Raw genomic sequence first — 22,819 nt, 5'->3', positions numbered from 1 at the left:
TTTTTTGCTAGGGATTGAAATTTTACGGCGGCAAGGCCGATAAACATCTATAAGTTCAGGAATACGTACGATGTCGCGCTCGAATTCCTGTGTTAGTATAGTGGTGCTTTATCGCTATCGCTAAGCCCCCGCATCGCGGCGAGGACAACCAGGAGGGGATTCATGAGCCTCAATCGATTAAGAACATTTGCCGTGCTTTTTATCGTGATATACATGATTGTGATGTCCGTTCTCATGATCGCCTCGGACAATACCTTGCTAATTCTTATTTTGGAGCTCATCCCGCCGGCGTTTTCCTTCATTATGCTGCTGATCGCAGGCAATCGAATTCAGGGCGTCACCCGACGATCTTGGCAAATGCTCGCGGCGGGTGCTTTTTCGTTTTTCATCGGGCAAATTTTCTGGTGTTACTACGCCTGGACCTACGGATATATCCCCGTGAGCCTGGCGGATATATTTTGGGATCTCCAGACTTTATTTTTTATCATCGCGTTCGTTCGTTTATTTGTGAATCAGAAAAAAGGATTGCGAAGCATCCGCATCGTCTTTGACTCCCTGCTGCTCATCATCGTTGTTACGGCCATCAGCTGGGAACTGCTTATCCAACCGAACCTGGATTCCTTGCGAATCGGATTTCCGACGTTATCGGGTACGGTGTTATTATTGTATTCTGTGCTCGATATGCTGCTCCTTTCCTGTCTTGTGCTTGCGTGGTGGGTGTATCGGAGAATGTTTCATCCTACCGTTACGACGCTGCTGACATTGAGCTTTATGATTCAGCTGATCGCCGATCCGATTTATTTCTACGAAGTCACCGCGAATCATCGGTACACCTATGGCGGGTGGTACGATCTCTTATGGTCGCTCGAATTGTTCGGGTTGGCGCTTGCGGCAGTATACCGGATGAAGGTCCCACTGATTCAGCCGTCCGGAAGCACCGTCCGCAAAGTCCCCCCGTACTACGCGCTGCTGCGCCGAATATTCCCTTATGCCTGCTTGCTGGTGCTGCTCTATTTCCTGATGGATCGCATATCCCGGCTGGACGGCATTGTCATCGGCTGTGCGGCGGCGATCGTGTTGGTGCTGATTCGGCAGGTGACGGTGCTGTCGGAGAACGAATCGCTGCTCGGTCAAGTCCAGAAGGCGCTTGAAAAGGCGGAGCACTCGGCCAATCACGATGCATTGTCGGAGCTGCCCAACCGGCGATTCGTCGAGACCAAACTGGCCGATGCGCTGAAGGTGGCGGCAAACGGCAGCGAATCGATCGCGGTGCTGTTCATGGATTTGGACCGGTTCAAATCGATTAATGACAGCTTCGGGCATGCCACGGGGGACATGCTGATTCGCGCAGTCGCCGATCGGCTGAAAGGCATCGTGAGCGAAAGCAACGGGATGGTCGGGCGGCTAGGCGGGGATGAATTCACAGTGCTCGTTCGCCATGCCGGCGATATGGAGCAACTCGGGGCGTTCGCCGGATTGATCGTGCAGACGATCGCCAGGCCCTATAAGCTGGAGGATATCGAACTGCAAACGACAACGAGTGTCGGCATCGCTCGATATCCGCAGGACGGCATCGATGCAAGCGAGCTGATGAAGCGGGCGGATGGCGCCATGTATAAGGCGAAGGAGCTCGGCGGCGACCGGTTTCGGTTTTATGGGGATTAGAAGCGAACAAGGGAAAAGCAGCGAACGGCCGGCATTCCATCGAATGTCGTCGCTGCTGCTTTCGTTGCGTGTCGAAAAGTATATTACATTTTGCCTGACGAATCGTTTGTTGCGGCGGCTTCGGTCGTTGCAGCCTTTGTTTCGGATGCTGCAGCCGCTTCTGCATCAGATGCGTTATCGTCTGTCGGCGCTTCTGCTGTAGGTGCGGCGTAGTCTTGCTCCGGCTGTTGCTTCTTCTTACGGAACAATCCCACGACCAGTCTCCACACAAACACGATCCCGGCTAAAATGAGGTACCAGAACTTTTTGAGCAGGAGCAGAAAACCAAGCTTCTTCGCTACGGCGATTCCGGCACCGCCAAGGATCAGACCGGTCAGCCCGTATTCGGCCACTTTGTCGGTCGATTCGTTGAAGTCGCTATACTGCTGGCCTGTTTTGACTTTAAGGTTCGGCAGAATGATGCTGTTCAGCATTTTGCGGTGCTCCGCCAGATGGACAGGGTCCGATACGAGAATAGCGGAGATGAAACCTTCCCGCGTCAGGATGCGCACATTGTAGTTGATGACCTTTTCGTTGCTGTTCGTATGTGCGAGCAGCGACCAGGAAAGGCTATGAACGGCCTCGTCGTAGAACGGAGCGATATCCCAGCCGTCCACGAACAGCTGATTCTCCGGCTGCTTCTCTTTGTTCGCTTCTTCGGTTCCTTGTTTGTAGCTGTCGAGCAGCGCGTCCGCGTCGATTTCGTCCTTTTCGTCGTCCTTGATGTGGCCCACGTCTTCATATTCAAAATATAAAGCCCAATTTTGCTGTTCGTCCATCGGGTAGACCGATCCGATCTCCCGGCCAGTCGGCTTGCCGCCGCCTGCGGTTTCGAGTTTTCTCGTATCGTCGCCATTTAGAAAAACAAGGCTTTTATCCAGTTGGAGCTCCGCTAGGTTGCTTCCCAGATCGACTTTCTGACCGCCCTCGACCCAGTTCAGGTTCAATTGCTCTTCGGCGGCAGCCGGCATGACCCATAATACCGTCAATATCGCCGCGATACAAAATAAACGTACTGCTTTTGATGCCAAATTACCCATGAAAAAAATCCTCTTTTCTTTAGTCTGTTTTCCACGGGACAGTATAACAGGATTTGCTTAATAAGGGAACAATATTATAAAAATTACTACATTTGTCCTACGATCTCATATTGGATGGAGTCACCTTCGTTCGCTTCTCGGTCGAAGCGCATTATTTTCATCCGCTCAGACGATTTTTCGCCACAATGCCGTTATGCACTTTGATGACGCCGTGCCGCACAATATCGAAGCCGTTCTCGTAGACATAAAGTCCCATTTGCCGCACGGTCATGAGCTCGCGATACGTATGATTCATCACTTCTTCCATCACCTTGTAGAACAGCTTCGTCTTGATATGCTGCTTCGGCGTCGTCATGATGACATAACCGCCGGGCTTCAGAAACTTGCGGTGCCATTCCATCACCTCCGGCTTCAGCTCATCCGGAAAATGCTCCAGCAATCCAACGCTGAGTACGATGTCAAATTCGCGGCCGAAGGTTAGATTGCGGATGTCGTCGACGATATACGAAATGGTCATTTGCCCTTTGTACCATACGCGGGGCGCGCCGGTCGCCGGATTGCTGCCGAGGAACGGGTACGATTCGGGAAAATCGCCGAACCGCTGCGTTTTGCAGAACTCGTCGTAATCGACGAGCACAACCTCGCCGCCGGGATACATCGCATGCAGCTGCATCGCTTCATATCCTTCCGCCGCGCCGAGGAAGAGGATGCGCGGACGTACGACGTCCAAGCCTTGGAACAAAGCGCGTTTGCCGCGCGGGTCCCAGATGCCGTCCGAGATGCGGTGGGCGAAATTCCAAATCCCCAACTGCACGAGATCGTGCAGCGCAATGCCGACCTCGCGCGCCCGGAAGCGCGACATGTGGTGCAAGAGGGAGCGACGCGCTTCGCTCATTTCGGTCGGCACATCCTTCTCGAACCATTCGTGGAACGATTTGTTGAACAGCTCCCACGACATTTTGACCGGCATATCGCGCTCGTGCTCCCGTTCCCAGCGGGTGCGGGTTTCCGACAAATTTTCGACCCGATACGGCCGGCCAATGTCCTGCCAGCGGAGCTGAGACCAATCCTTGACGATCTTGTCATCGATGAACCGCTCCCATTGCTCGTTCCTCGCATTGCGCAGATCCACGCGGAAATTCGGCAACAGCTCGGTAAACTCGAAATTGCGTTCCGTGTAAGGGTAATGCCCTCCAAGCTCGGCTTCCGCTTTCATCGTGATTCCTCCTCGCCTGTCAACTTAATTCTAGTATACGGCATGGAAATGAAAGCGAATACAGATATGGAGACGGTTTCGATAAGAAAAGTACGTGAAGCAGGGGGAAGGCAAGGGAATAGAAGAGTAGGGGGACATGAGCCGTTTCCTGCTAGGGAAAGGAGCGTTTCGCCATCGGCAAAATTCGTCGAAAACGCTTGAATTCAGCGGAAAAACGAGGTATATTGAAGATGTTTTGAAGTTTTGATGTGTAAGGGGCCAGGGCTTGACAGATGGCTTCTTTTTTCGTAACAGCGAGGGGTTGAGTACTATGATTGAATTAAACAATGTCAATAAAACGTTTGCCGACGGTCAGCCAGTCGTCCACCCCTTATCGCTCACGATTGGCGAAGGGGAATTTCTAACGCTGCTCGGACCGAGCGGATGCGGCAAAACTACGATACTACGCATGATCGCCGGGTTTGAGCAGCCGACCTCCGGCGACATTTTTTTGGACAAAGAACGGGTTACGCACCTCCCGCCATACCGGCGCGACGTCAACCTCGTGTTTCAACATTATGCGTTATTCCCGCACATGACGGTGGAGGAGAACATCGCCTTCGGCCTGAAGATGAAGAAGGTACCGCCGGCGGAGCAGAAGAAGCGGATCGACGAGGCCGTCAAGCTGACTCAGCTGGACGGCCTGACGGCGCGTTATCCGCACCAAATGTCGGGTGGCCAGCAGCAGCGGGTGGCGATCGCGCGGGCGATCGTGAACAAGCCGAAGGTGCTGCTGCTCGACGAGCCGCTCGGCGCGCTCGATCTGCAGCTGCGCAAGAGCCTGCAGAGCGAGCTGAAGCAGCTGCAGCGCAGCCTCGGCATCACGTTCCTGTACGTGACGCACGATCAGGAGGAAGCGATGATGATGTCGGATCGCATCGTCATCATGAACCGCGGCCGCGTCGAGCAGGTCGGCACGCCGCGGGAAATCTACGATGCGCCGCAAAGCTTGTTCGCCGCGACGTTCGTCGGCGAAAATAATATTTTCGTGCGCAATCAGGAAGAGACGTTCGCCGTGCGGCCGGAGAAAATGGCTTTGGTCGACGACACGGATGGAACGGCGAGGAAAAAGGGCACGATCAAGGACATCGTCTATTTGGGCAGCATGACCAAAGCCATCGTCGTGCTGGAGCAAGAGCAAACGCCGGTCGCCGTTCACATGGAACCCGGAGCGGAGCGGCAGCGTAAAATCGGCCAGCCGGTAGGACTCTGCTGGCAGCCGGGCGACGAAGTGAGCTTCAGCCGATGAACAGAAGCGCCAAATCGCTTGTAGCGCCTGTCGTCTTATGGATGAGCTTGTTTATGATTTTGCCGATGATCGCCGTTGTCGTCGTTTCATTTCTGAGCCGGGACGAATACGGCAAAATCGTTTTTCAATTTCAATGGGGCAATTATTCTCGTTTCTTCGACTCGTTATATATAGGCATATATGGAGAGACGCTCACGCTTGCCGCGTTAACGACCGTCATTTGCTTGCTGCTGAGCTACCCGCTCGCTTATTATGTAGCGAATTTGCCGGCAGCGAAGCAGAAATATTGGCTGATCCTCATCACGGTGCCGTTCTGGGTCAATTTTCTTATTCGGACGTATGCTTGGGTATTGCTGCTCCGCACGCAGGGCGTCGTCAATTCGCTGCTGATCGAGTTCGGCTGGATCGATGAACCACTGCAGTTGCTATATACGAAAGGAGCCGTCCTGCTCGGGATGGTGTACACGTTCATTCCGTTTATGGTTCTGCCGATTTACGTGGCGCTTGAGCGAATGGACCGCAAGCTGATCGACGCCGCCTACGACCTTGGCGCAACGCCGCGCAGGGCGTTCTGGCGCATTTCGCTGCCGCAGACCAAGTCGGGCGTCATGACCGGTTCGGTGCTTGTTTTCGTCACCACGATGGGGATGTACGTCGTTACCGATATATTGGGAGGCGCGAAGTCGCCGATCCTTAGCAATATTATTCAGAATCAGTTCATGTCCGCGCGCGATTGGCCGTTCGGCGCCGCGTTGTCGGTCGTGTTCATGATCAGTACGATCGTGCTCGTCGGCTTATTCTACCGTGTCTTTCAGACGAAGTATGAGCGGGGGGGAAGAGCATGAGCGAGATCAAGGACGGAAGTCAGGCCGTCGATGCGAGCCATGGCGCGAGTCGCCGCCGAAGCCCGATATTAGCCGCGCATTCGGTGCTGATGCTTATCTTCATCTATGTGCCGGTGCTGCTGATCGTTATTTTTTCGTTCAACGATTCGCGAATTAACGCCGTATGGCAAGGCTTTACCTGGAAATGGTACGTTTCGCTGTTCGACAACCGGCAAGTGGTGGAAGCGCTGACGAACAGCCTGATCGTGGCGGTGACCTCAACGGTCGTATCGACGATTCTCGGCACGATGGCGGCAATCGGGCTGCGCCGGGCAAGCGGCCGCTGGAAGAAAAACTTGAACGGGCTGCTGTATTTGCCGATTCTAGTCCCGGACATCATCATGGGCTTATCGCTGCTCGTGCTGTTCAGCCAGTTTCATTTTGAACTCGGAAAATTAACCGTTATTATCGCCCACATCACGTTCAGCGTATCGTACGTTTACGTTATCGTCCTGGCGCGAATGGACGGCGCCGGCATGCAGCTGGAGGAAGCGTCGCAGGATTTGGGTGCGACCCCTTGGCAAACGTTCCGCCACGTCACCTTGCCGGCCATCATGCCGGGCGTTATTGCAGGGGCGATCATGGCGTTTACGCTGTCGATCGACGATTTTATGATCAGCTTTTTCGTCGCCGGATCGAATTCCACGACGCTACCGATTTATATTTATGGGATGGCGAAGCGGGGGATTTCCCCGGAAATCAATGCATTATCGACCATTATGGTCGTCGTCACGATCATCCTGATTATTTTGGCGGAGCGGCTTCGCAATCAGGGAACGGGCAAGAAAAAGCCGGGCTTGCCGTTGTAACGGTATAGGCGAAAATGAATTAACTTATATAGACGCTATTCAATATGGATTCAATACGGACAATTTTGGAGGAGGATACGGAAAGTGAAACGAATGAAATTATGGGCCGCGGGAGCAATGGTGGGAGTTATGCTTGCCGCGGTTGGCCTGGCCGGCTGTTCGCAGAAGGAGACGCTTAACCTGTACAGCTGGGCGGATAATTTTGATGCGCAGGTGCTGAAAGATTTTGAGGACAAGTACAACGTCAAAGTGAACTATGCGATTTTCGCGAACAACGAGGAGCTGCTTGCCAAAATCCAAGCCGGCGGCGCCGATTACGACGTCATCCAGCCTTCCGATTATATGGTCGGCACGATGATCAAGCAAGGGCTGCTGGAGCCGCTCAACAAGGACAACATCCCGAACTGGGCGAATATTTCCGATCAATTCAAAAACTTGCCGTACGACCCGGGCAACCAATATTCTCTGGTCTACACTTGGGGCGTAACCGGCATCGCGTACAACAAGAAATACGTGAAAGAAAACATCGAAAGCTGGAACGACCTGTGGAATCCGAAGTATGCGGGCAAAGTGCTGCTGCTCGACGATAACCGCGAAGTGCTCGGCATCGGCCTGAAGAAGCAAGGCATCTCCAACAGCACGACGGACGAGAAGCAAATCCGCTCCGCGGCGGACGATCTGAAGAAGCTGGTGCCGAACGTGCTGGCGTTCGATACGGACAACATCAAGCAGAAGATGATTGCCGAGGACGGCTGGATCGGCTCCGTCTGGTCCGGCGACGCGGCGTTCATCCAGGCGGAAAACCCGGACATTGCCTACGTCGTTCCGAAGGAAGGCGGCACGATCTGGGCCGACAACTATGCAATCCCGAAGGGCGCTAAGCATAAGGAGCTCGCAGAGAAATTCATCAATTACATGTTCGATCCCGAAGTTAGCGCCAAAAACTACGAATCGATCGGCTACGCCGACCCGAACGAAAAGGCAAAGTCGCTGCACAGCGCGGAATATCAAGCGAACAAAACGATCTACCTGAGCGATGACGAGATGAAGCGCACGGAATGGCTGCTCGACGTCGGCCCGGCGCTGCAAACGTACGACCGCGTCTGGACGGAGCTCAAGAGCGGCGGGAAGTAAGCAAGTGGCTTAATAGAAGCGATGTGAATAAACCTGCAACCTGGCGGCGTTAAGTGGCTGGCGTTGCGGTTTTTTTTTGCTTTGTTGTTTGCCAGAGATCGACAAACAAGACCTAAGACTTTTGTATGATCTTATTAGATTTTGTCAAAATATGCAGGAAAATAGCGGAAGTCGAAGAACTCAATAACGTTACAATTGGTGACAAAATCCAACTACGGAACTAAACCAAGTGAATGCACAAAAGGCAAACCCGTACGAAAGTCGGGGACGCAAAGCCACGGGCCTACCGCGAAATCACGTTCGCCACGGCAGCCGGGCCGCTCCAGGAGCTTGGTTTTTTTGTGTCCAAAAAACAGTGCCTACAAAAAGGGGAAGAGCAACAATGACACGACGAATGAAAAAAACGATGGTTGCGACGATCGCTGCGGCTCTGTTAACGAGCGGGGGGGCCGTGCCGGATGCCGGAATAGCAAAGGCTGATTCGAGCGTCTTACAGCAAAGCGTCGCGGTTAGCGCGATCGTGAACGGGGCAGTCATCGGATTTCGGGACAAGCCGTATGAGCGCAACAAGCAGCTGATGCTGCCGATGAGTCAGATTTTTGAAAAATTAGGTTTAAAGACTGCTGCAGATCTGAAGACGAAAACAGTAAAAGCAACGGCAAACGGAATAACGGTGCAATTCAAGCTCGGTGAAGCAAAGGCCGCCATCAACGGGAAAACGGTACAGCTCCCGGCAGCGACTGAAATGGAGCGCAATGTGATCTATATCCCGGTGTCATTGCTCGAACAAATTCCGAATAAATCTCTGGTTTGGGACAAACAGTCAAACATCATTAGCCTTACGGAGGCAGGCGGTTACGGCAAGTTATTTTATCCGACCGGTGAGTTGCTCTATGAGGGGCAGTTGAACAAAGGCCATATGCATGGGCGAGGGAAGCTGTACCGTGAAAGCGGCGAAATCTGGTACGATGCGCAATTTGTGCAAGACAGCGTGGAGGGCGAAGGAACGATTGTTTACCCGGACGGAAGCAAGGTCGTTGGCATGCTGAAGCATGGTGCTCCGAACGGGAAAGGCAAATACATCCTTTACACCGGCATCGTTTGGTATGAGGGAGATTTTGTCGAAGGGCAGAAACACGGCTACGGCAAATATTACGACTGGCGAACCGGGGAGCTGTATTATGAGGGCCAGTGGGTCCACAATCGGTTCGACGGCAAAGGAAAGCTGTATCATACCGGCACCGGCGGAGTCGTAGCGTACGATGGCGATTTCAAGGACGACGAATTCGAAGGCTACGGCAAGTTTTATTACTTGAACGGCGCCTTGGAATACGAAGGGGAGTACAAGGAAACCAACCGCAACGGCAAAGGTAAGTCCTATTATTCGAACGGTGACCTGCACCAGGAAGGTATTTTTGCGCCAGGCCGATTCAGCGGGAAAGTCTATTTGGAGAACGGTGACCGGTTCGAAGGGGAGATCATCAACGCCCAAAGCACGGCAACCGGCAAGCTTTACGATAAAAATGGAGCGTTGATACGCGAGGGCAAGCTACATTACCGAACGTTTCAACCGCTATAAAACGAGGTGACCATCATGAGAACACATACCCAAAAACTACGCATCCTGCTGGTCGTTGCACTAATAGCATGTTGTTTGGTTCCCGGCGCAGCCTTGGCGGAAGGTAAATACGCCTTCTCCGATCAGAAGTCGGCAACAACGCTAATCGGCGGCGCCAATTACATATCGGGCAACCATCTCGTATGGACGATCAACAACAAAATCTTTTACAAAAATGTATCGACCGGAAAAGTAACGCAAGTCAGCAAAACTACGCTGCGGAAAAGTACGCCGACCGTCACCGAACTGGCGTCGGGGCATGTGTACGTGCTTTGGTATGAGATGTCCCCAGGGGGAGCATGGTCGCTCTACAGCCACAATCTCAATACCGGAGCCGAGGCCAAGTTGAACAGGGAAGAAGGCGTGAACAACGGTTCGGTATCGGTTGATGGGCCCTATGTCGTCTGGATGGGTTCAAGGTATAACATGTACTACAGTGACCTTCGGCAGCCGCAGGAAATGGCTCTCGGCAATGGCAAGAATCCGGTTGTTCACGGCGGAAAAATTGTATATAAACGGGTAAATGGCGGATTAAACGAATTTAATATCGCAACCGGGGAAACACGCAATCTGCTGGAGCTGCCATATCATATATACGTCGTCGATTTTGCTTTTAATGGCAAATACGTGCTGTGGAGACAGAGCGATATGGATCATAATGAAAAATACGTCATTCTGAATACGCTTGATCCAAAAGCTTCGCCGCAAGACTTGACTTTGCCCGAGAAAAATCTTGTCAATTATCCGGCGCTGTTGTTGAATGAGCATATGGGGATTTGGATAGAGCAGCTGAACGGCGAAGCTGTGGTAACGGGGTTGGACTTGAAAGGCATGAATACTTTCGAATATTTGCGCGGCAAAGATGCATGGAAGGTGCTGGGATTAACCGGCAACCGGCTTGCTCTTGAAGGGGAGGGACGCGTGCTTGGTTTTAGGGTCGTAACGGGGATCGATATGGCAGCATCGGCTCGTCCCGCAGACCCTGCAATGCCCGTGCCTGCTCCCAAGCTGGCTTCACCCGGCAAACCGATTAAGGTGATCATGGACGGCGCCGAGCTTGCGTTGAGTGAGAAGCCGATCGTACTGAACGGAAACGTAATGGTTCCGTTAAAGTCCGTGCTGGAAGAGCTGGGCTTGAAGGTCGACGTCGATGAAAACAATAACCGCTTATCCGCATCAAACGACCGGCAAACGGTCAAAGTCGCCATCGGCTCCCGCAAGGCGGAGCTGAACGGCAATGTTGTGGCTTTGGCCGCGCCGGTTTCGTACAAAGGCGGGGTTTGGTATGCCCCGTTCGGTTTCCTGGAGCAGTTGACGAATAAAGCCGTTGCGTGGGATAGCCTGAACGCGGCCGTTACGGTAAAGGACATGGGAACCGCCGGCAAGCTTTATTACGCGGATGGTACGCTGCTCTATGAAGGGCTGATTTGGAATGGCAAAATGCACGGCAGCGGCAAATTGTATCGCGCCGACGGCGACGTTTGGTATATAGGCGAGTTTGCCGACGATCAAATGACCGGCTACGGAACCCTATATTATCCGAACGGCCGGAAAATTACCGGATATTTTAAAAACGGGCTGCCTAACGGAAAAGGGAAGTACTACAACGAAAAGGGCATTTTGTGGTATGAAGGCGAATTTAAGGATGGCGTCAAGAGCGGCTACGGCAAAAGCTACGATTGGAACCGGGGAACGTTGCTGTACGAAGGCGATTGGAAGGACAACATGAAAAACGGCTACGGCAAAGAATATGCCGAAGATGTAGTGATCTACGATGGCGGATACTTGAACAACGCGCGGCACGGAATAGGCAAGCTGTTTGATAGATACGGCGAATTGAAGCGAGAGGGGACGTTCGTGAACGGTTATTTGCACGGGGAGGGGACGGGTTATGCCTCAAGGTACGGCAAATTTGTCGGCCGCTTCGACCATACAGCCGAAATCGCGACAGGTAAGCTATATGATGAAGACGGCAAGTTGATCGCTGAGGGGCGGTTCAACTATTGGAGCTTGAAGCCGCTGGACAAGTGAACAGGATACATTGAATTATAGACCCGCACACCAGTAGCGGTCAGGTTGTTGCGGGTTCATTTTTTTTGCGCACTGGAGTTCCACTGCACGAACGATGTCAGCCCAGCACTTCTTCCTGAGCCAATTGAATCGCAAGTGAGGTTATTGAATGATGAGTAGGGGAAAATGATCTTTGTTTCTTCAATCATACTGATATTACTTGGTTCTTTGATATTCGGTTTATTTGCCCAATCAAGCTTAAAACAACAGCACGAAGAAGAAATAAGAAAAATTATTTCACAACGTGGTGGAGAAGTCCAAGAAATATTTAAAGTGGATCGAAGTTTGAATCCTTTTACTGAAAGCACTTCAGGCAACATCATATACAAAATACTGTATAAGAAAGGGGGAAAGATGTATGTAGCATGGTATAGAGGGACGAAGGTGGTTAATGACATCCATAGCCAAGGGAGAGGTTATTTTCCTGAGGAATGGATTTTTGAATGAAATGATTTGAATGCCTTTTCTTTTGAGACCATAAGCGCCTTTTAGCTTATGGTCTTATTGATAGATCAATCTGAAAGAACACGAAAACGAATTGCTGCGTCCTTAATAATTTGCGAGTTTTGCTGCTACGCCAAATGGATAAGCGACGGCCCACTATAACAGCATGAACTCAACCACTTACAGAAGGAGTGAGTAGATGAATAATGAACATTTAGACCATTTTGGCCGATTATTGATAAAAAACGTCAGAGATGAAACTATCGAGCATTGGGATAAAATATTGATGGGAAAAATGAATGGCCAGGAAAGCCAAAAGATTCACCAAAATATAATCAATAATTTCAATAAGGAGCAGATCGAACTGCTGCAGAATTTGCTACCTCAGGTAGTCGATACAGCGCTGCATTATTTGTTATGGACGATTGAACAGGATGAGTCGATAAAGGTATCCATCGATCTTGATCAAGGCCCACCGCTTGAACCAAGGAATATTAGCGATGGTTTGCCCGGCGAGTTATACAGCGAAGATGGCTGGATATGCAGATTTAGCGGCAGGGAACCTCGATCATAAAAAATTGAGGAACGGTTAAAAGACCTGGTCGGCCAGCCCCTCACCACGTTTACCCTGCTTATTATGGTAACCCTAGCTATGTGAAACGGAAAAATATATCTGATGATAAAGAGTGGTAGTAAGGTGTCTATTAAAGGTATATGGATTTCTAGCATAATTGTATTTCTATTAGGACTAGTATTAATAATACTGCTGCTGGGCCAAGACAAATTAGAAATAAAACATGAAGACGAAATAAGAAGGGTTATTTCCAATAATGGTGGAGATGTACTGAAAATCGATAAAGTTACGCCTGAAAATAGTCCTTTCGCAGAAGACTTTAATAAAAGTAATGTTATTTATAAAATAACATATAAGAAGAAAGATACTGAATTCGTGGCTTGGTATAGAGGTATTAATGTTGTGAATAATATCCATGCTAAAAATCCAACAGCACTCGAAGGAGGCTACGGGGAAAAATGGATATTGCCCCCTGAATAGGTGCAAAAATTTATATACTGACGGCGTATTGTTGTTTTCTGGTCGTGATACAGAATTAGCTAGCAAAAATAAATCCCCGGATCCGAGGCCACAAGGCCAAGTGTCCGGGGATTTGCTTTTTACCACGTAAACTTATTGATCTCCGCCTGCAACAGCTTGGACGTATCCCTCAGCTGCGCGGCGGCGCGGGCGATTTCCTCCATCGAAGCGAGCTGCTCCTCGGAGGAGGCCGCGACGTTCTGCGAATTGCCCGACGCTTCGCGGGCGATACGGGCCAGCTCCTCAAGCGACGCGGTCACTTGCTCCGTTCCGGCCGACATTTGCTCCGATGCGGCGGATACTTCCTGCACCTGATCCGTTACGGTGCGAATCGACCCGACAATGGCGCTGAACGTTTGCCCGGCCAGGTTCGCCACTTCCGTTCCGGCTTCGACCTCGTGCGCTCCATTCTCCATCGCTTCCACGGCGCGCTGCGCATTGGTGCCGATGCCTTGCAACAGGACGCCGATCTGGTCGGACGAGGCTTTGGCGCGCTCCGCCAGCTTCCGCACTTCTTGGGCGACGACGGCAAAGCCTTTGCCGTGCTCGCCTGCGCGTGCTGCTTCAATGGCGGCATTTAGAGCAAGCAAATCGGTCTGCCGGGCGATCTCGTGGATGACCGACACGATATGGCCGATTTCCTTCGATTGTTCGCCCAGGTCGCGAATGACCGCCGCGGAATCATTGACAGCCGCATAGATGCTGTTCATTTGCTCGATCGTGCGTTGGATGACCGTGCTGCCCTGCTCTGCATGATGGGCCGTATCGGCCGCAAGCTCGGAGACGGTTGCCGAAGATTCCGCGATGCGCTGTATGCCGATGGCGATTTCCTCCATGGCCCGCCGGCTTTCTTCCGCGCTTTGCATTTGGCTTTCCGATCCTGCCGCGACTTCTTCGATCGACTCGGCGACGACGTGGGTCGCTTTGGCCGTCTGATCGGAGCTTGCCATTAGGTTGAAGGAGGAGTTGGATACTTCGTCCGCGCTATTTTTAATGTTAGACACAAGCTGCCGGATGCTGTCGATCATCGTATTGAAATTGGCCGAGAGTTTGCCCACTTCATCGCCGTTCCGGACTGGAATCGAAACGGATAAGTCGCCTTGCGCGGCCTTCATGGACAGCTGCATGAGCTGCCGAAGCGGTCTTAACGCGTACCAGATCAAGAAAACGACGATCAAGATGCACGGAATGCCAACAATCAAGCCCGCCCAAATGCTCTCGATGACGGCTTGATTCAAGTCGGACTGAATCCGGCTGTAGTTAAAATCGATGCCGAACACGGCGATCAGATCGTGTTTTTCGTCGTGGATGGGGCTCAGAATGGATACCCAGGTTCCTCCCGAATCGCTGTAAACGTCGGTAATGCCGGAACCTCCTTTTAGTATGTTGACATATGCCTCCATAAAAGTTTCAGGCATTTCATAGTCTGCGCCGGGACCTAATCCGGTATCGATAAGGGCTTTATTGGCATGGATCATTTTAAGATAATCTTTGCCGTCTTTTTTGATCAGATCGGGCAAGAACAAGTAGCTGTTGGCAATCATACCGGAGCTGACCATATGTTCCAGCTGCTTCTGCAATTCGATATTGTTGTCGTCCGCCATAAACTGTTCAATACTCTTGGCCGACAATTGCTGTTTCGAATCGATAATTCGAGGAGCGATAGCTTCCATCTGCGCATCCAGCATGGACTCGATCGTCTCCAATTCGCGGTAATACAGCGATTGATCCCGATTGTACGACCGGATCATAAATACGGAGCATAGTAAAATGAGTAAGACAGAAAGGATTAGACTTGATTTTAACATCAGGCTTGCATTTCTTAGCGGCATTCTCATAGACGTTTCCCCCTCTTACGTTGTCTCCGTCGAATATCGACACGAAACGACATGAAATTACATATATATATCGGTTTTTCACTCAAAAAACATTAATATATAGGAAAAAAGTCCCGATAAAAAACGGTTGCTTTTTTTCGAAAAAGCAGTATAATAAATTCTGTTGTCACAAAAAAACGCTGATGTAGCTCAGCTGGTAGAGCAACGCATTCGTAATGCGTAGGTCGGGGGTTCGAATCCCTTCATCAGCACCATTTCTTACAATAATAACGGCGCGGTTTCCCGGATAAGGGACCGCGCTTTTTTGATTTCGCAGGAAGATTTTTTAGAGTTGAAAAAAAGCCGGATGTGCCGATGTGGATAAATCTATGCGCATTTTGATTAGAATGTCCGGCCGTCTCCGGTATCTGGACATCACGTAATAAGTTCGATGAACTCGATTTCCGGGCGATGGATTTCGCGTTTTTTGGCAGGATGCTGCGAAATTAAAGGAACTTTGTCGTTATCTGACGAATCATTTGTATATAGATTTGCAGGTTTGTCGCGATAATGAGGTGGATCTAAATGCAATTACGAAACGTTAAAATCATCGGTACGGGCAAATATTTGCCGCAGCGTCGGGTCACTTCCGAGGAAGCGGATGCGCTGCTGGGCGTGGCGCCCGGCTGGTCGCTACGCAAGTCGGATGTGCGAGTCCGCTACTTTGCCGAAACAGAAACTGCCGCCGAGATGGGGGCCGCCGCGGCGAGATCGGCGCTAACGGATGCAGGGCTCGGCTTTGCGGATATCGATTGCCTCGTTTGTACGAGCGGGACGATGGTTCAGCCGATACCGTGCACGGCGGCGCTAATTCAGGAGGCCATGGGCGAGCAGGATTCCGGCACGCCGGCTTTTGATATCAATTCAACCTGTCTCAGTTTCTTGGCTGGACTGGACGTTATGTCATATATGGTTCATGCCGGCCGTTACCCGCGGGTGCTGCTGGTTTCGACGGAAATCGCATCCAAAGGGCTCAATTGGTCGCAGAAGGAAAGCGCGGCGCTGTTCGGCGACGGTGCGGCGGCCGTCATTATCGAACGCTCAGACGATGGCTCGCGCATTGTGTCGTCACGGATGGAGACGTACAGTAGGGGAGCGCATCTGTCGGAAATACGTGGCGGCGGAAGCCGGTTCCACGCAAGCGAGTACCAGAGCGGCACTGCCGCTGAGTATTTGTTCGATATGGACGGTGGGGCGATTTTCAGGATGGCGTCGAAGCTGCTCCCTGCTTTCGTCTCGGCACTGCTTGAGCCGATCGGGGCGAAGATGGGCGATATGCGGATCGTGGTGCCGCATCAAGGAAGCGCCATGGCGATGAAGTTGCTCCGCAAGAAGCTCGCTATCTCCGAAGAGCAACTGATGTACATTACCCCCGATCATGGCAACACGATTGCCGCTTCGATCCCGATGGGGCTGCACGAAGCGATCAAGCAAGGAAAGGTGAAGCGGGGAGATCGGCTGCTGCTGCTCGGCACCTCCGCAGGATTATCTCTCGGAGGGATGGTCCTTGACTATTAACATCCTGGTCACCGGAGCGCGGGCTCCCGTGGCGTTAGAGCTGGCGCGATTGTTTGCTTCAGCAGGATATCGGGTTTATGCGGCGGACAGTCTGCCGGTGTCGCCGTGCGGCGCTTCCCGATTCGTGAGCGGCAGCGTCCGGCTGCCGGAGCCAAGCACCGATCCGGAGTTCTATATACAAGCGTTGAAGCGGGTAGTCCAGGAATGGCAGATCGAGCTGCTCGTTCCGACCTGTGAGGAAATTTACTATATTGCCCGGGGGAAGCCGGTGTTGGAGCCGTTTTGCACCGTATTTACGGATGACTTCGCCAAACTCCGGGTGTTGCATAACAAGTTCGAATTTATTGAACGGATGAAGGGGCATAGGTTTTGCGTACCGCATACCGAGCTTCTGCAATCGGCGGAGGAAGCGCAGCGGTTTTTGGATCGTCGAAACGGTGCTTCGGTTGTGCTAAAGCCTGTCTATTCGCGTTTTGCGGCGAAGGTTAGGATCGTGCGGGGGGATGAACGAGTTCGCATAGTTCCGGCCGAAGCCGAAGTAAGGGCAGGGGTAGGGACAGGATCAGGGGCAACAGCAACCCGGGGACTTTATCGTGATAAAAAGGGAGTGCGTTCCTCGGAGCATCCGCTCATCGACTTGCCCCTAATTTCCGAACGTTATCCCTGGGTCGGACAGCAGTTTATTGAAGGGCGTCAATTCAGTACGTACAGCATCGTAAGGAACGGAGTTGTGCTGGCGCATGCTGCTTATGAAGCTCGTTTTACGGCAGGTCTTGGGGCTTGCATCAGCTTCGAGGCTGCACAAAGGCCGGAATTGCTTGCATGGGTAAAACGCTTCTCAGAAGCCGAGCAATATACCGGACAGGTCGCATTCGATTTCATCATCGCGGCTGACGGGGAGATCTATCCGCTGGAATGCAATCCCCGGGCGACGAGCGGGGTCCATCTATTCGCGGCGAAGGATCGGTTGGATCGGGCGTTTATATCGGAATCCGGTGCTCCAGTGGCCGGTGCAGAATCGAGCGAGATTATCGAACCAAGCGGCTCCCCATCCATGCTGAAGCCGGCGATGCTAACTTATGGGCTTCGTACGGCGGTGACGGAGCGGAGGAAGCTGGAATGGCTTCGTCTTATGAGCAGAGGACGCGACGCGGTTTTCCGCTGGAACGATCCGAAGCCGTTTGCCGCGCAATTTGCGATGCTTTTCGAGCTGTGGCGGCGCAGCAGAGCAAGCGGGATATCGATCGTCGAAGCAACGACGGCGGACATTGAATGGAATGGTGAGAAATGAATGTACTTGTAACCGGTGGAACCGGTTTTCTTGGCGGCAGGACTGCGCTTCGCCTTGCCGAACTGGGGCACACCGTAACGGTGCTCGGGCGGGATGCAGAGGCCGGTGCGACTCTAGAGCGGCAAGGGATTCGATTTGTGCCAGGCGACTTAAGGTCGGCGGAGCAGGTGAAAGGAGCTTGTTCCGGTCAGCAGATGGTCATCCATTGCGGCGCGTTATCTTCGCCTTGGGGCCGATATGAAGATTTTTACGCTTGCAACGTGTTAGGTACGAGGAACGTTGCCGAAGCATGTTTGGAGCAGTGTGTCGAAAGGCTCGTTCACGTCTCGACGCCAAGCATCTATTTCGGTCGAGGCGACAGGCTGAACGTTGATGAAAGAGCTTCGCTGCCGCGCAGACAGAGGAATGCCTATTCGGCCACGAAGCTGCTTGCCGAGCAGGAGGTGCGACGTGTATCCGAACAGGGCTTACCGACCGTGACGATCCGCCCAAGGGCAATATTCGGTCCCGGCGATCGCGCCATACTGCCGCGCATTATCGCCGCGGCCGCCCGTGGGCGTGTTCCGCTTATCGACGGCGGCAGGGCGATCTCCGACATCACCTACGTGGACAATGTCGTCGATGCGCTTCTGCTGTGCATGAATGCGCCTGATCGGGCGCTGGGGCGAGCTTACAACATCACGAACGGCGAGCCAAGGGAACTGCGGACGCTGCTCGAAACGCTGTTCGCCGAGCTTGGCATGCCGTTTCCGGCGAGGCCGGTACCTTACGGCGTCGCCTATGCGGCCGCATGGGGCCTTGAGACTGCGGCTCGTCTGTTTACGCCGAACCAGGAGCCGCCGATCACGCGTTATGCCGTTCATGTGCTGGGACGAAGTCAGACGCTGAATATCGACGCAGCGCGAGATCTGCTCGGCTACAAGCCTCGCATCGGTATCGATGAGGGGCTTGCAGCCTTCGCAGCATGGTGGAAGGAGCGTGAACGCGGAGATGAATAAGGAGACGGGCGCGGAAATGAACGCCAAGAAGGACGCGTCGAAGGGCTGGCCCGGAACCAACGTCAAGCTGAAATTGTTTGTTGCCGGTTATTGCACGCACAGCGAACATCTGACGCTGCGCGGCGGGGAGCGGAAGAAAATCCGGTTTCCGGCGTTGTTTGCGTTGATCCGGCATCCGAGATTGGGGCCGATTTTATTCGATACCGGCTATTCCTCGCGTTTTTATGCTGAGACGGCCCGGTTTCCGTACTCGCTTTACCGCCGGACAACGCCGGTTTTTTACCGTGAAGAGGAGAGTGCGCTGAATCAGCTGAAAACGGAAGGCATACAACCCGCCGACATCCGGCATATCATCGTTTCGCATTTTCATGCCGATCATATCGGCGGGCTTCGGGACTTCCCGCAAGCCCGGCTATATTACACGCGCGAGGCGATCCGATCGGTTCAGGGAAAAACGGGATTTGCAGCCCTGTTGCGTGGTTTTTTGCCCGGTTTGATGCCGGACGATCATGAAAGTCAATCGACGATTATTGACGAAACCGCCCGCCGGGTGGATCTATCCGATCGATTGACGCCTTTTGAGTACGGCTTCGACCTGTTTGGAGATGGCAGCATCATCGCGATACCTCTGCCCGGACACGCGGCAGGACAAATCGGCATCTGGCTGTCCGACGGCAAGGAAGAGTTCCTGCTCTGCTCCGATGCGGCTTGGTCCAGCCAAGCGATTCGGGAGGGCAGGCGGCCGCATCGCCTTGCCGGTCTTATCAAGAGCGGCTGGAGGCAATACGTCGCCAATCTTGATAAGCTCCATCGCTTGCAGCGCCTTCGCCCCAAGCTGCATATCCTTCCTACGCATTGCAGCGAGGTATGGGAGAAGTGGGTGAAACGGTAGCGGCCGGCAAAACGTTAGCACTGGTAAAAGTGGCCGACAGTATTCATGCAACGCCACACAACGCAAACAGCGCACACAGAGCACACGGCGCACACAGCGCACACAACCACAACGCAAAACGCATACATCGCACAACGTTATATAGGCACAGAGCGCATAGAGCGCACACAACGCATAGAAGAGCCTGTTTGGAACAGTGCGTGGCGTGGAATTAGGCTGAAGAGGTACGGGAAGGACCCATTGAGGACTGCATGGACCTGAGACTCTCGGGAGGTAAGATTCTTTTGGGAGGGGGGAGATCATGAGCGGAACGTGGACCACGCTGCGCCATTACGGCTTAACGCGGTTCGGCAGGCGATGGAGCAGCAAGGAGGCGCTGCTGCAGTGGCAGGAGCGGCAGGTACAAAATCATGTCAGCCGCATGCTCAAGGCATCGCCTTATTACCACCGGCTGGCGGGCACGCTTACGGCAGACCGCTGGCGCGAGCTGCCGATCATGGACAAGACCGTCATGATGGACAACTTCGATGCGCTGAATACGGTGGGCGTCGGCAAGGCGCAAGCGTTTGAGGTGGCCTTAGCTGCCGAGCGAAGCCGTGATTTTTCGCCGATGATCGGCGGGGTGACGGTTGGCCTTTCCTCGGGAACGTCGGGCAACCGAGGCATTTTTCTCGTCAGCGCCGAAGAACGGCATGCATGGACGGGTACCGTGCTGGCGAAGGTTCTGCCGGGCGAGCTGTGGGAGCGGCAGCGGATCGCTTTTTTCCTGCGGGCGAACAGCAACTTGTACGACAGCGTGCAGCGTAAAAGGCTGCAATTCCGGTTTTTCGATCTGTTGGACCCGCTGGAATCGCATTTGAAAAGGCTGAACGAATACCAGCCCACGCTTGTGGTTGCGCCGCCTTCGATGCTTCGTTTTTTGGCGGAATCGATCCGGGAGGGTGATTTGAAGATTCATCCTCGCAAAATCGTGTCGGTAGCGGAGGCGCTAGATCCGCTGGACGAGCGGGTAATATGCGAATCCTTCGGGCAAAGGGTGCATCAAATTTATCAATGCACCGAAGGATTCCTCGGTTACACGTGCCCGGAAGGGACACTGCATTTGAACGAGGATCTCGTTTATTTCGAAAAAGAATATTTGGATGAAACAAGGCGCAAGTTCGTGCCGGTCATTACCGACTTTTCGCGCACCGCGCAGCCGATGCTGCGGTATCGGTTGAACGATATTTTGACCGAGCGGCAACAACCTTGTTCCTGCGGGTCCGTATTGACCGCGCTGGAATCGATCGAGGGGCGCTGCGACGATCTATTCTATTGGCGTTCTCTGCATGACGGAGGGCTGCGCACCGTGTTTCCCGATTTTATCCGTCGGGCGATAATAACCGCTTCGCCGCTGATCGACGCGTATACGGCGATCCAATTCGCACCGGATACCGTTCAAGTAGCGCTGCGTCTGCGCAGTGGCATAGACAGCGAGACGGAGGAAATGTGCAAGCGCGAGGTGGAGCGGGCGATTGCGGCCTTATGCGGCGAGCTTCGGTGCGTTGTGCCAACGCTGCATTTTACCGGGTACGACCGCTTGCCGAGCGACAAAAAGCTGCGGCGGGTCGAACGCCGTTTTACACCTTAATCAAGGACTGGAAGGTCGGGACGCTCGATCATGAAAACGAAAGACATGCATGCCGCCGCAATCGGCATACAATTATACGATGCATCCGAAGCGGACCTCGTGACATGGCCGGATACGGAAGACGGGCGATACGCCCGGAACTACTTGCTGCCGCTGCTTCGAGAAGGGGCGGCGCGATTCATCGCCAATACGGAAACCCGCCTGATGGTGCTCCGCATCGATGATTTGGTTCTGCCCATAACGGTGAATGAAACTGAATACGGCAACTCCTATGTCTGCTCTCCGTATACGCATTACATTGCTTATGCGATCCAGGAGTTGGCCATGCTGCGGAAGCCGTGGCTTGAGCAAGCGCTCAAAGTGCTGCTGCGCGGACTTGGATTGCTGTGCAGGGCAACGAAATTCAATCGCGTCGTGCATGTGAACAACTGGCTGCTGTCCACGAACCTGTATCCCGACCTGAACGGGGAGCAGTTGAAACGGGCGCTGGCCTTTATGGTTGACGCTTTTCCGCGGCATGCGATTGTATTCCGCTCCGTCAATACCCGGACGAATCCGGCGCTTTATGAGGCGCTGCGCGGCGAAGGCTGCAAGCTCGTAGGGAGCCGGCAAATTTATGTGTACGAAACGGAACGGCGGGAAGGGCAAAACGCCAAAAGCCGCTGGTTGATGAAGCGGGATGCCGGGCTGCTCGAGCGGAACGGGTACGAGGTTTGTGTCGGGAGCCGGTTGACCGAGCAGGATATGCCGCGGATCAAGGAGCTGTACGATCGGTTGTATTTGGACAAATATTCAACGTACAATCCGCAGTTCAGCGAACGGTTTCTGACCGAGGCATGGCGGACGGGCACGCTCGAATTTATCGCGCTTCGCAAGGAAGGCCGAATCGACGCGGTTTTGGGCTACTATGCGCGTAACGGCGTGATGACGACGCCCGTATTCGGCTATGATACGTCGCTGCCTGCCGAGCTTGGCTTGTACCGGATGCTATCGGCCGTTCTGATACAAGAGGCGGAGCGGCGGGGTCTGCTATTAAACGAAAGCTCCGGCGCGGCGCAATTCAAGCGAAACCGCGGAGCGATCGGCCATTTGGAGTACAATGCCGTGTACGACCGCCATTTGCCGAAGTACCGCCGCATGTGCTGGTCGATCCTTTCGGTATTGATTAATCGGGTAGGCGTTCCGTTGATGCACAAGTGGAAGTTGTAGTAGTAGCTTTAGCTTTAGCCATTGCTGTGGTTGTAGCTGCCGCTATCGCTGCCGCTGCCGCTGCCGCTATCGCTGCCGCTGCCGCTGCCGCTGCCGCTGCCGCT

The 22,819-nt window shown here is 53.2% G+C and carries 19 protein-coding genes, 1 tRNA gene and 1 riboswitch; of the genes, 17 read left to right on the top strand and 3 right to left on the bottom strand.

Annotated features, from left to right (window positions below; translation table 11 throughout):
- The first annotated feature begins 162 nt into the window (after window positions 1-162).
- A complete protein-coding gene (locus AC0LWM_RS05815; protein ID WP_474673967.1) occupies window positions 163-1,665 on the top strand; it encodes a diguanylate cyclase domain-containing protein in 1,503 nt (500 codons plus the stop codon).
- An 83-nt stretch (window positions 1,666-1,748) separates the two neighbouring features.
- Here AC0LWM_RS05815 and AC0LWM_RS05810 read toward each other — a convergent pair whose 3' ends face one another.
- Window positions 1,749-2,744: a DUF2167 domain-containing protein gene (locus AC0LWM_RS05810; protein WP_474673966.1), complete on the bottom strand. Its 996-nt coding sequence runs from the start codon at window positions 2,742-2,744 to the stop codon at window positions 1,749-1,751.
- A gap of 157 nt (window positions 2,745-2,901) precedes the next feature.
- Window positions 2,902-3,960 (bottom strand): class I SAM-dependent methyltransferase, encoded by a 1,059-nt coding sequence (locus AC0LWM_RS05805; protein WP_474673965.1) that lies wholly within the window; start codon window positions 3,958-3,960, stop codon window positions 2,902-2,904.
- A gap of 310 nt (window positions 3,961-4,270) precedes the next feature.
- Here AC0LWM_RS05805 and AC0LWM_RS05800 point away from each other — a divergent pair, with 310 nt between their 5' ends.
- The 9 genes from AC0LWM_RS05800 (at window position 4,271) to AC0LWM_RS05760 (ending at window position 13,261) form a co-directional block, all read left to right on the top strand.
- A complete protein-coding gene (locus tag AC0LWM_RS05800) occupies window positions 4,271-5,248 on the top strand; it encodes an ABC transporter ATP-binding protein (RefSeq protein WP_474673964.1) in 978 nt (325 codons plus the stop codon).
- On the top strand, window positions 5,245-6,093 hold the full coding sequence (locus tag AC0LWM_RS05795) for an ABC transporter permease (protein WP_474673963.1): 849 nt from the start codon (window positions 5,245-5,247) through the stop codon (window positions 6,091-6,093). The genes AC0LWM_RS05800 and AC0LWM_RS05795 overlap by 4 nt, the downstream gene beginning before the upstream one ends.
- A complete protein-coding gene (locus AC0LWM_RS05790) occupies window positions 6,090-6,941 on the top strand; it encodes an ABC transporter permease (protein WP_474673962.1) in 852 nt (283 codons plus the stop codon). The genes AC0LWM_RS05795 and AC0LWM_RS05790 overlap by 4 nt, the downstream gene beginning before the upstream one ends.
- Window positions 6,942-7,034: 93 nt before the next feature.
- Entirely contained in the window at window positions 7,035-8,075 is a 1,041-nt protein-coding gene (locus tag AC0LWM_RS05785) for an ABC transporter substrate-binding protein (RefSeq protein WP_474674208.1), read from the top strand.
- A gap of 233 nt (window positions 8,076-8,308) precedes the next feature.
- Window positions 8,309-8,400, top strand: a riboswitch (cyclic di-GMP riboswitch).
- 57 nt (window positions 8,401-8,457) lie between these two features.
- Window positions 8,458-9,654, top strand: coding sequence for a stalk domain-containing protein (locus AC0LWM_RS05780; RefSeq protein WP_474673961.1), 1,197 nt, complete (start codon window positions 8,458-8,460; stop codon window positions 9,652-9,654).
- Between the two features lie 15 nt (window positions 9,655-9,669).
- Entirely contained in the window at window positions 9,670-11,724 is a 2,055-nt protein-coding gene (locus tag AC0LWM_RS05775) for a stalk domain-containing protein (protein ID WP_474673960.1), read from the top strand.
- A gap of 165 nt (window positions 11,725-11,889) precedes the next feature.
- Window positions 11,890-12,210: a hypothetical protein gene (locus tag AC0LWM_RS05770; protein WP_474673959.1), complete on the top strand. Its 321-nt coding sequence runs from the start codon at window positions 11,890-11,892 to the stop codon at window positions 12,208-12,210.
- A 196-nt stretch (window positions 12,211-12,406) separates the two neighbouring features.
- Entirely contained in the window at window positions 12,407-12,781 is a 375-nt protein-coding gene (locus AC0LWM_RS05765; protein WP_474673958.1) for an epimerase, read from the top strand.
- 123 nt (window positions 12,782-12,904) lie between these two features.
- Complete coding sequence (locus tag AC0LWM_RS05760; protein ID WP_474673957.1) at window positions 12,905-13,261, top strand: hypothetical protein; 357 nt, start codon at window positions 12,905-12,907, stop codon at window positions 13,259-13,261.
- A gap of 119 nt (window positions 13,262-13,380) precedes the next feature.
- Here the strand turns inward: AC0LWM_RS05760 and AC0LWM_RS05755 are convergent, their stop codons facing one another.
- On the bottom strand, window positions 13,381-15,138 hold the full coding sequence (locus AC0LWM_RS05755; protein ID WP_474673956.1) for a methyl-accepting chemotaxis protein: 1,758 nt from the start codon (window positions 15,136-15,138) through the stop codon (window positions 13,381-13,383).
- A 178-nt stretch (window positions 15,139-15,316) separates the two neighbouring features.
- Between AC0LWM_RS05755 and AC0LWM_RS05750 the strand changes: the two genes are divergently transcribed.
- The 7 genes from AC0LWM_RS05750 to AC0LWM_RS05720 all read left to right on the top strand — a co-directional run bounded on the left by AC0LWM_RS05750 (window position 15,317) and on the right by AC0LWM_RS05720 (window position 22,715).
- Window positions 15,317-15,392, top strand: a tRNA-Thr gene (locus AC0LWM_RS05750).
- Between the two features lie 310 nt (window positions 15,393-15,702).
- Entirely contained in the window at window positions 15,703-16,695 is a 993-nt protein-coding gene (locus tag AC0LWM_RS05745; RefSeq protein ID WP_474673955.1) for a beta-ketoacyl-ACP synthase III, read from the top strand.
- Window positions 16,685-17,986, top strand: coding sequence for an ATP-grasp domain-containing protein (locus AC0LWM_RS05740; RefSeq protein WP_474673954.1), 1,302 nt, complete (start codon window positions 16,685-16,687; stop codon window positions 17,984-17,986). The genes AC0LWM_RS05745 and AC0LWM_RS05740 overlap by 11 nt, the downstream gene beginning before the upstream one ends.
- Window positions 17,983-18,984 (top strand): NAD-dependent epimerase/dehydratase family protein, encoded by a 1,002-nt coding sequence (locus AC0LWM_RS05735; RefSeq protein ID WP_474673953.1) that lies wholly within the window; start codon window positions 17,983-17,985, stop codon window positions 18,982-18,984. The genes AC0LWM_RS05740 and AC0LWM_RS05735 overlap by 4 nt, the downstream gene beginning before the upstream one ends.
- Window positions 18,977-19,876 carry an MBL fold metallo-hydrolase gene (locus tag AC0LWM_RS05730; RefSeq protein ID WP_474673952.1) on the top strand — a complete coding sequence of 300 codons (900 nt, stop codon included), beginning with the start codon at window positions 18,977-18,979 and terminating at the stop codon, window positions 19,874-19,876. Before AC0LWM_RS05735 ends, AC0LWM_RS05730 begins: the two co-directional genes overlap by 8 nt.
- Before the next feature lie 301 nt (window positions 19,877-20,177).
- Complete coding sequence (locus tag AC0LWM_RS05725; RefSeq protein WP_474673951.1) at window positions 20,178-21,506, top strand: F390 synthetase-related protein; 1,329 nt, start codon at window positions 20,178-20,180, stop codon at window positions 21,504-21,506.
- A 30-nt stretch (window positions 21,507-21,536) separates the two neighbouring features.
- Window positions 21,537-22,715: a GNAT family N-acetyltransferase gene (locus AC0LWM_RS05720; RefSeq protein WP_474673950.1), complete on the top strand. Its 1,179-nt coding sequence runs from the start codon at window positions 21,537-21,539 to the stop codon at window positions 22,713-22,715.
- The last annotated feature ends 104 nt before the right edge of the window (window positions 22,716-22,819 follow it).

Source organism: Paenibacillus sp. sgz302148 (genome assembly GCF_056120465.1).
The sequence above is the reverse complement of the archived record's forward strand: the minus strand, read 5'-3'. Positions and strand labels throughout refer to the sequence as shown.

What these genes read in the sequence shown, in the direction of transcription:
- AC0LWM_RS05815 (WP_474673967.1), top strand. Translation starts at nt 163, where the DNA reads ATGAGCCTCAATCGATTAAGAACATTTGCCGTGCTTTTTATCGTGATA.
- AC0LWM_RS05810 (WP_474673966.1), bottom strand. Translation starts at nt 2,744, where the DNA reads ATGGGTAATTTGGCATCAAAAGCAGTACGTTTATTTTGTATCGCGGCG.
- AC0LWM_RS05805 (WP_474673965.1), bottom strand. Translation starts at nt 3,960, where the DNA reads ATGAAAGCGGAAGCCGAGCTTGGAGGGCATTACCCTTACACGGAACGC.
- AC0LWM_RS05800 (WP_474673964.1), top strand. Translation starts at nt 4,271, where the DNA reads ATGATTGAATTAAACAATGTCAATAAAACGTTTGCCGACGGTCAGCCA.
- AC0LWM_RS05795 (WP_474673963.1), top strand. Translation starts at nt 5,245, where the DNA reads ATGAACAGAAGCGCCAAATCGCTTGTAGCGCCTGTCGTCTTATGGATG.
- AC0LWM_RS05790 (WP_474673962.1), top strand. Translation starts at nt 6,090, where the DNA reads ATGAGCGAGATCAAGGACGGAAGTCAGGCCGTCGATGCGAGCCATGGC.
- AC0LWM_RS05785 (WP_474674208.1), top strand. Translation starts at nt 7,035, where the DNA reads ATGAAATTATGGGCCGCGGGAGCAATGGTGGGAGTTATGCTTGCCGCG.
- AC0LWM_RS05780 (WP_474673961.1), top strand. Translation starts at nt 8,458, where the DNA reads ATGACACGACGAATGAAAAAAACGATGGTTGCGACGATCGCTGCGGCT.
- AC0LWM_RS05775 (WP_474673960.1), top strand. Translation starts at nt 9,670, where the DNA reads ATGAGAACACATACCCAAAAACTACGCATCCTGCTGGTCGTTGCACTA.
- AC0LWM_RS05770 (WP_474673959.1), top strand. Translation starts at nt 11,890, where the DNA reads ATGATCTTTGTTTCTTCAATCATACTGATATTACTTGGTTCTTTGATA.
- AC0LWM_RS05765 (WP_474673958.1), top strand. Translation starts at nt 12,407, where the DNA reads ATGAATAATGAACATTTAGACCATTTTGGCCGATTATTGATAAAAAAC.
- AC0LWM_RS05755 (WP_474673956.1), bottom strand. Translation starts at nt 15,138, where the DNA reads ATGAGAATGCCGCTAAGAAATGCAAGCCTGATGTTAAAATCAAGTCTA.
- AC0LWM_RS05745 (WP_474673955.1), top strand. Translation starts at nt 15,703, where the DNA reads ATGCAATTACGAAACGTTAAAATCATCGGTACGGGCAAATATTTGCCG.
- AC0LWM_RS05735 (WP_474673953.1), top strand. Translation starts at nt 17,983, where the DNA reads ATGAATGTACTTGTAACCGGTGGAACCGGTTTTCTTGGCGGCAGGACT.
- AC0LWM_RS05730 (WP_474673952.1), top strand. Translation starts at nt 18,977, where the DNA reads ATGAATAAGGAGACGGGCGCGGAAATGAACGCCAAGAAGGACGCGTCG.
- AC0LWM_RS05725 (WP_474673951.1), top strand. Translation starts at nt 20,178, where the DNA reads ATGAGCGGAACGTGGACCACGCTGCGCCATTACGGCTTAACGCGGTTC.
- AC0LWM_RS05720 (WP_474673950.1), top strand. Translation starts at nt 21,537, where the DNA reads ATGAAAACGAAAGACATGCATGCCGCCGCAATCGGCATACAATTATAC.